The 7,269-nt window shown below is 32.7% G+C and carries 7 protein-coding genes and 1 pseudogene; 3 read left to right on the plus strand and 5 right to left on the minus strand.

The genetic code is table 11. The annotated features are described in order from the left end of the window. Positions 1–134: 134 nt before the first annotated feature. Positions 135–518 (minus strand): hypothetical protein, encoded by a 384-nt coding sequence (locus OZD63_RS05175; protein ID WP_275008303.1) that lies wholly within the window; start codon positions 516–518, stop codon positions 135–137. A gap of 304 nt (positions 519–822) precedes the next feature. Between OZD63_RS05175 and purN the strand changes: the two genes are divergently transcribed. Then, positions 823–1,398, plus strand: coding sequence for a phosphoribosylglycinamide formyltransferase (purN, locus tag OZD63_RS05180; RefSeq protein ID WP_275008304.1), 576 nt, complete (start codon positions 823–825; stop codon positions 1,396–1,398). On the opposite strand, the gene OZD63_RS05185 is transcribed toward purN, so the two are convergent. Genes OZD63_RS05185 through ribF form a run of 4 tightly spaced genes read right to left on the minus strand, consistent with a single transcriptional unit; the run spans position 1,392 to position 5,473 of the window. Then, positions 1,392–2,711: a M16 family metallopeptidase gene (locus OZD63_RS05185; RefSeq protein WP_274979975.1), complete on the minus strand. Its 1,320-nt coding sequence runs from the start codon at positions 2,709–2,711 to the stop codon at positions 1,392–1,394. The genes purN and OZD63_RS05185 overlap by 7 nt on opposite strands. After that, entirely contained in the window at positions 2,698–4,038 is a 1,341-nt protein-coding gene (locus tag OZD63_RS05190) for a M16 family metallopeptidase (protein ID WP_275008305.1), read from the minus strand. Before OZD63_RS05190 ends, OZD63_RS05185 begins: the two co-directional genes overlap by 14 nt. A gap of 29 nt (positions 4,039–4,067) precedes the next feature. Continuing rightward, complete coding sequence (lspA, locus tag OZD63_RS05195) at positions 4,068–4,544, minus strand: signal peptidase II (protein ID WP_274979977.1); 477 nt, start codon at positions 4,542–4,544, stop codon at positions 4,068–4,070. Continuing rightward, on the minus strand, positions 4,541–5,473 hold the full coding sequence (gene ribF / locus OZD63_RS05200; RefSeq protein ID WP_274979978.1) for a riboflavin biosynthesis protein RibF: 933 nt from the start codon (positions 5,471–5,473) through the stop codon (positions 4,541–4,543). Before ribF ends, lspA begins: the two co-directional genes overlap by 4 nt. 68 nt (positions 5,474–5,541) lie before the next feature. Between ribF and grxC the strand changes: the two are divergent. Continuing rightward, positions 5,542–5,880: pseudogene (grxC, locus tag OZD63_RS06095) on the plus strand (glutaredoxin 3). A gap of 115 nt (positions 5,881–5,995) precedes the next feature. Next, positions 5,996–6,868 carry a hypothetical protein gene (locus OZD63_RS05215; protein ID WP_274979979.1) on the plus strand — a complete coding sequence of 291 codons (873 nt, stop codon included), beginning with the start codon at positions 5,996–5,998 and terminating at the stop codon, positions 6,866–6,868. Positions 6,869–7,269: the final 401 nt, after the last annotated feature.

Genomic DNA, 7,269 nt, shown 5'->3' on the forward strand with positions numbered 1-7,269 from the left:
TTTTCTTTCTGCTACTCTCCAGTATTGGTCTAATTTTTTCAAATTGTTCTTTACTTATATCGCTTGGATAGCTTTTTTGCATAGATATACCTCTTTCTTAACTATGCTTATTTTACCTCATATTTTCGAGATCCTTAACAGGTTCTTACAAGACTTTCAAGCATTTCTTTTGGAAGGCTATTGTTAACAATAGAACATAAATAATTATACAAATCTTCTAACCTTAATACGTTATTTCTCTTCTTGCTGTTGAATTTATACGGAAAAATACCTTCCATAACTTCAATAGTAGTAGCCTTGTTTAAAAATACATTTTCACTTGTCACGCTTATTCTTGCTAAAACAGTGTTAATTTCAGGTTCGTCACTCGTATAAAAATCTGATAGCTGAGTTATTCTAATAACGTACAAAGTTACTATTTTTGACAAGCAATTATCAGCATATTCACAATTTTTTATTACCTCCCACTGAGTAACCTGAGATTTACCTATTTTTGCATTGTTCGGTAATTTACTCATTGAACTTTCTCCATTTAATCCAGTGTAATAAATTATACTAATACTTTGTTAAATAAATAATAACGCGATTACAAAAATATATACTTATAGTGGTATATTATACAAAAATAGCACAATATCTAAGCATTAAAGCTAGTTTTAGCTGGGTACATGGGGCTATTCGTTATTTTGTGTTGTCCAGTGAGGTCCAAAATTAGAGGTCCACTTATATAAAGAGTTTAGTCTGCCTTCTTTGCTATAAAATAAGTTTTCCTTTTGAGCTGTTTTGTTAGTATTAACTAAATTCTAAACTAACTGTGCTATAATGAAAAAGATAAAACTCGGAATACTAATTTCAGGTAGGGGGTCGAATATGCAGGCCTTAATAGAAGCATGTCAAGATCAGAATTTTTCCGCAGAAGTTGCATGTGTTATCACAAATAATAGCGAAGCTGCTGGTCTGAAAATAGCAGAGCAAGCAGGAATCTCAGCGTTTATTGTTAAAGATAAACCGCTTGATGCTGGTAAAATTCACGAAATACTTGTTCAACATAAGGTTGATTTAATTTGCCTTGCAGGGTTTATGAGAATTCTCAAAGCTGATTTTCTGAGTAAATGGCATAACAAGGTGATAAATATTCATCCCTCTTTACTTCCGTCTTTTAAAGGCCTAAACGCTCAAGAGCAAGCTCTAAAAGCAGGTGTAAAAATTACAGGTTGTACTGTACATTATGTCACTCCTGAAGTTGATGCTGGAGCCATAATTGCTCAAGTTGTTGTACCAGTGTTACCAGCTGATGATATTCAAAGCCTCTCAGAACGCATTCTAGCTGAGGAGCATAAGTGTTATGTAGAAGCAGTAAGGTCAATAGCAGAAGATAATGACTGTAATAATTATTGACCTTGAGCGTTTTTTCCAACTTCAACAAAAAATAAATTTTCAGGTTCCAGTAAAGAACTCGCCAGTTCGTTTACTTCCTCTAATTTAACATCATTAATGATATTCGCATAATTATTTATACGGTTAACATCACGATCATTTATCTGCATATTATCTAGCAGCGTTGCTGTATTTGTGTTATTGGACAGGAAAAGGACAAGATTATTTACCAAGCCAATTTTTGCATCCTTGAACAATTGTTCGTCAATTCCTTGCTTTTTTATTCTGCTAAATGTATCTTTTACTGCTGATATAGCTTTGCCAGCAGTAGAACTATCAGTACTTATAAATCCAGATATAATATTTCCATGTTTATTGGAAATAATACTTGCATAAACACCATAAGTAATACCCAAGTTTTGCCTCAGTTCTGTCATTAATATTGAATTCAGCCTCATGCCACCAAGTGCATCAATTAAGACACCAGCGTTATAATAATTAGGATCTTCATAAGCTATACCTTTTTGAGCAAAAAGTATCACACTCTGTGGTATATCCATAAAAATATTCTTACTTTCTGCAGAACCAAAATTATTTTCTACAGGTATTTTTCTAACTTTTGATCTTTTTGACGGCAATTTAGATAAATATTTATCTAATAGCGTAATAATTTCTTCTTTTTTTGCACAACCAGCAACACTGATAACTATGTTATCTTTAGCAAAATTACGCTTTATGTATGTTAAAACATCGTCTCTAGTAATGCTCATTATAGTATCAAGAGTACCATACACACTTTTTGAGTAAGGATGTTTTTTAAACAATAACGTATCTAATTCTTTTCCAGCAACAAAATAAGGATTTTTTCCAAGATTATTAAAATCAACTTTGGCTTTCTCGAAAACTCTATTCAACCCTTCAGGGTCAACTTTAGGACGCATTATAGTATCGCTCAGTAATGAAATTGCTTCCTCTAGATTGTCAGACAAAGTATTTAATGAAACCCTAAATGCTTCTAAATCAGCAATAAAATTTAAACTAATCCCTTTATCTTCAAGCTTTTTCGCAAAATCTTTGGCATCATTTTTTCCTGCCCCTTCTTGGATTACAAGAGAAGTAAACCAAGAAAGCCCCCGTTTTTCCTTATTCTCATACACATAACCTGCATCCTTGAACGATATATTTAGTGAAACTTTTGGCAAATCATGATTTTCTACAAATAAAAACTTAAATCCTTTACGGGTAGTGACCTCCTCTATATTTAGGTTACCACTTGCTTGTAAATTAAAGCCTAGACAGAAAAAAAATAGAAATATAATTTTACTTATTCTCACTATTATCTCCTTTTGGTAATAAACGACCAATTAACTTATTAGCAGAAAAAATAGCACGGATTTTATTATTTACATCCTCTAGATTGACATCATTAATCTTGCTATATGAAATATCTATTTCATCCAGTGGAATACCAAGTGCAAGGTGTGGCACATAGAACATCGCTATATGAGTTAAGTCAGACAGATTATCAAACTGTGCTGCTTTGTATCTATATTTCGAGCTTTGCAACTCCTCATCCGTTATTCCTTTAGACATGAAGTTATTAATAGCATTATCTAACTCTCTTTCAACAATATCTAAATTAACTCCGCTTTTTGGAATGACCTGAATATCAATGTAGCCATCACTAAAAGCTAGGCTATTATAATAAGCAAACACTGATACTGCCACATCTTCATCTAAAACCAGATCATTATACAGTTTGCTGGATTTGCCGCTACCTAAAATTTCAACCGCTAAATGAGCAGCGGAAGCTTCATTTATATGCTCAAATAAGGGTACACGATAACGAAAATATAAAACTGGTTCTTTTACTTCAGTGCTCTCTAAGGTCACCGATAGACCTGCATTATGCACTGGATCCTGATTTGGGTAATTTCTCATTACAGGCTTAGCTTTAATTTCGCCATATTTTTCTTCTGCTAATTTCACTACTTCATCAAGTTCCACATCACCCACAATCAGTAATATTGCATTGCCGGAGTGATAATAGTTATCATGAAACCTCGTTATGTCATCCAAATTGTAAGTTTTGATGTCGCTCTCCCAGCCGATAACAGACCTACCATAGCCAGTACGGTAAAATGCACTATTCATTTCTTCCCATAACAAGTTGTTAGGATGATTATCAAATCTCATTTTTCTTTCTTCCAACACAATGTTTTTTTCTCTATCTATTTTGTCTTGAGTAACATTAAAGCTGCCCATTCTATCTGCTTCAACTTCCATTGCAAGTGGTAAATCTTTTTTGGGGACCAACTCATAATAACAGGTATATTCTTTAGTGGTAAACGCGTTAAATTGAGCCCCAATGCTGCTCATAGTGGCTTCTATATCTGTGAACTTTCCTGTAGTTTCAAACATTAAATGTTCAAAGTAGTGAGCCAATCCTGCTTTGCCGATTGGATCATCCATTCCCCCAACTTTGTATATTACTGCATGTAAAACGGCTGGAATCCGATGATTAGAAACAACATAAACATCTAGTCCGTTACTGAGTTTAGTATATTTTATGTTGTGCTCTATGTTTAAAGCATTCGAAGAAATTGGGTAAGTAAAAAAAAGTACAGGTAGTATAAGAAAACTAAAAAACTTATGAAGCATTATTTCGACCTAATATAAAAACAATTATTTTATTCCTCATTTTGTTTAGAAATAAGCATATCGTATATATACCACTTATATAACAATGTAAACATTCCACAAACTATAGATAAATCTGCTAAATTAAATGCTGGCCAATACCAATCATCAATATGAAAATATATGAAATCATATACAGCTCCCCAATAGATCCTATCAACTACGTTTCCGATTGCTCCACCAATCATCAGAGAAAAACCAAGGTAAGTTGACTGATCGTCAGACCTGTATATCAAATATGCAAGTATACCAATTATTAGTATTGAAAATGCTGAAAAAAAGAAACCGCCATGTGGTAAAGCGCTACACATTCCAAAACTAATACCTGAATTCCAAACTTCAACTAGTTTTATAAAACTAGCGATCTCAATTGATTCTCCTTCATCAATCAATGAGTTTATGTACAACTTGCTCGTTTGGTCAATCAATACTATAATTAATATAACAACTAAGCATAACTTTTTCATAAATTTGCCTTTAACCTATAAACTTTAAGTATATCATAATTTATCTGTTTTGTTAACTCCTCAATACTATGGAATTTTTTTTCTGACCTTATGAATTTTAAAAGTTGTATATTGACTTTATGACTATATACGTCTTCATCAAAATCGAATATGTGCATTTCTATTATAGGCTTTTTCAGATCCTTAAAAGTAGGTCTCATACCGATATTGACTACTCCATATAACCAATTTGGATTACTATCAGGAAAAGTCACTCTAGCGTAATATGTGCCAAACTTAGGTTTTATCATGCAATCTTCTATAGGAATATTTATGGTTGGAAATCCTATTTCTCTACCTCTACATGCACCTTTTGTCACAACACCAGAAACTTGATAAGGCCTGCCGAGCAATTTATTAGCAATTTCTATTTCGCCCCTTTGTACATACTCCCTTATTGAAGAAGAAGAGCAAATTTTGCCGTCAATTGTTAATGGCTCTAATTTAGTCAAAGAGTATCCATATATTTCAGAATATTTCTCTAGAGTTAATATATTACCCAATCGTTTATGACCAAAAGTGCAATTTTCTCCGACAATTATGTGTTTAGCGCCATATTTATCTATTAAAGTCTCACTGATAAAGTCATCACAGCTAACCTCAGAAAAACCTCTATTAAAATTAATAATATATAAGTAATCTATACCATAGCTGCTGATTAGTTCCTTTTTTTGTTCTTGGTCTATTAACCTAAAATTGTTTCTACCAAATAAAACAGTTGATGGGTGAGGCTCAAAAGTTAAAACTGCAGAGGGTAATCCTCTTTCTTGTGCTACCTTCTTGAGAGTAGAAATTGCAAACTCGTGTCCTAAATGAATGCCATCGAAATTTCCGAAGGTTAGTGCTATATTATTTTCTATCCCTTGCTCACAATTATAAATAATTTTCATACAATTTGATGTTTTTACATGTTTCTTATATATAATAACTATATTTTAGTAAGCTACGGAGATAAATTGTGAAAAATGTTGTGATATATGTAAAGAAGGGCTGTCCATACTGCATAAGGGCAAAGGATTTACTAGATAAAAAAGGTGTGAAGTATGAAGAAATTGATGTGCTCAAAAACTCAGATCTATTTAACGACATAAAATCGAAGTATAACGTTAGAACAGTTCCATAGATTTTTATCAACGATAAGCACATTGGGGGGTGTGACAAATTGATGGATCTTGAAAAAGAAGGAAAGTTGGATGATATGCTAAATAATAATGACAATCACACTGATGTCACAACCTACACAAACAGCAATGATGAATGTGGAGAGTGTGTTATACCACATGATGATTTTATGTAACTTTTTATCTTGTTTTGTCGTGTAATACGTAAATGAAAACTAGTATGCTCACTTTAAACAATTCTTAATGAATTAAAAATACAATTCATTCAGTGAGTTTTTTTAGTGGGAAAAAATGACAAAAAATATTTCAATTATTAGCAGAAACTTAATTAGTATCGAATTAGTTAACAAACAAGATTTAGAGAATTTCATCAAGATTTTCACAGTGCTTGATAAACATATAGCAGCTAAAACACTTTTTACAGAAGAAGTGAGAATAGAGTATAAACAACACAACGGCATAGAAGTTGTTGAATTGCTAAAAGATACAGACTTTACATATCATGAGGTTGAAAATGTATTGAACCACCTGAGTAAACATGGAATGAAGGTGCCCAGCAGTGTTATAGCACACACCCTTTTTGCTGCATACAATCATGCACTTGAATTTAAGGATGTAGCATTTTCCTTTTCTGAAGGCTCTCCACAATTTAACATCAGAGTGAGTAAGAACACCTTCATAATAACTCCTATGAGTGAGGAGAATTTGGAATTGAATTCACAAAGTAGCAAGAAATTAATAGAGTCGTTACAGAGCGAAAAAAATATTTATGATTGTATAGTAGAAGAAAATACCATTAAAGTTATAGTGCATTCTGAAATACATCAAGCTATAAATTTGATTATAAAATCACTGATAAAGTCTCGCCTTTTAGCAAAAGAGGAAGAAGGAAAATTCAAAGAGAAATTGAGACAACTTGCTTTTAAGGATCAAGCTTTTGTTGAGTATTCCAGTATCAAAACCATCAGTAGGTATCCACATAATCATCCTCTGAGAAAGCATGAAAGTGTTACTAAGGATATAGAAAATATTTTATGTGATTTCATAGCAAATGAGAATAGCGAGTTCGCTATAGAGCGGTTAAATAGGCTGAGCTCAGCAGTTTCTCCGGATACTCCAAGAGTCATCACTAAAACTATAGATAAACTTGTTAAGTTTCACTAAGATATACGAGAGCCAATAGATTTCTTGTATTACCTTTTGTCATCCAAGTAGCCAAGGCTACTTGGTTCTTTTTTTGGGTTCCAGCTATGTACATAGCTGTACAAACATTGTAGCCGTTATTCAAGTAGTCCGCAGAAACAAAAAAACTTGCTTGACAAACTCCGCCAGCCCTCTTATCATGAAACTGAAGCTATTTATTTATCTTCTCTGTGCAGGTTGAATGACAAAAAAACTCACGTATCTGGCGTATCATGTTTAATTTTTTGCACTATGTGTGCCTTATGTCTTATAAAATTTCTACCTACATAAGCTGAAACGCGCTTATAAAGCATTTAAAACATAAAAAAACGCCAACTTAAAAAATGGATAGTGAATAACTAGCTACCCTAGGGTTTCTTTTG

Origin of the sequence: Wolbachia endosymbiont of Drosophila leontia (genome assembly GCF_028981785.1) — a bacterium.
Taxonomy (GTDB): Bacteria; Pseudomonadota; Alphaproteobacteria; order Rickettsiales; family Anaplasmataceae; genus Wolbachia; species Wolbachia pipientis.

Excerpts from the sequence above, each read along its gene's own strand:
- OZD63_RS05175 (WP_275008303.1), bottom strand. The coding sequence starts at position 518 with ATGAGTAAATTACCGAACAATGCAAAAATAGGTAAATCTCAGGTTACT.
- purN (WP_275008304.1), top strand. The coding sequence starts at position 823 with ATGAAAAAGATAAAACTCGGAATACTAATTTCAGGTAGGGGGTCGAAT.
- OZD63_RS05190 (WP_275008305.1), bottom strand. The coding sequence starts at position 4,038 with ATGCTTCATAAGTTTTTTAGTTTTCTTATACTACCTGTACTTTTTTTT.
- lspA (WP_274979977.1), bottom strand. The coding sequence starts at position 4,544 with ATGAAAAAGTTATGCTTAGTTGTTATATTAATTATAGTATTGATTGAC.
- ribF (WP_274979978.1), bottom strand. The coding sequence starts at position 5,473 with ATGAAAATTATTTATAATTGTGAGCAAGGGATAGAAAATAATATAGCA.
- OZD63_RS05215 (WP_274979979.1), top strand. The coding sequence starts at position 5,996 with ATGACAAAAAATATTTCAATTATTAGCAGAAACTTAATTAGTATCGAA.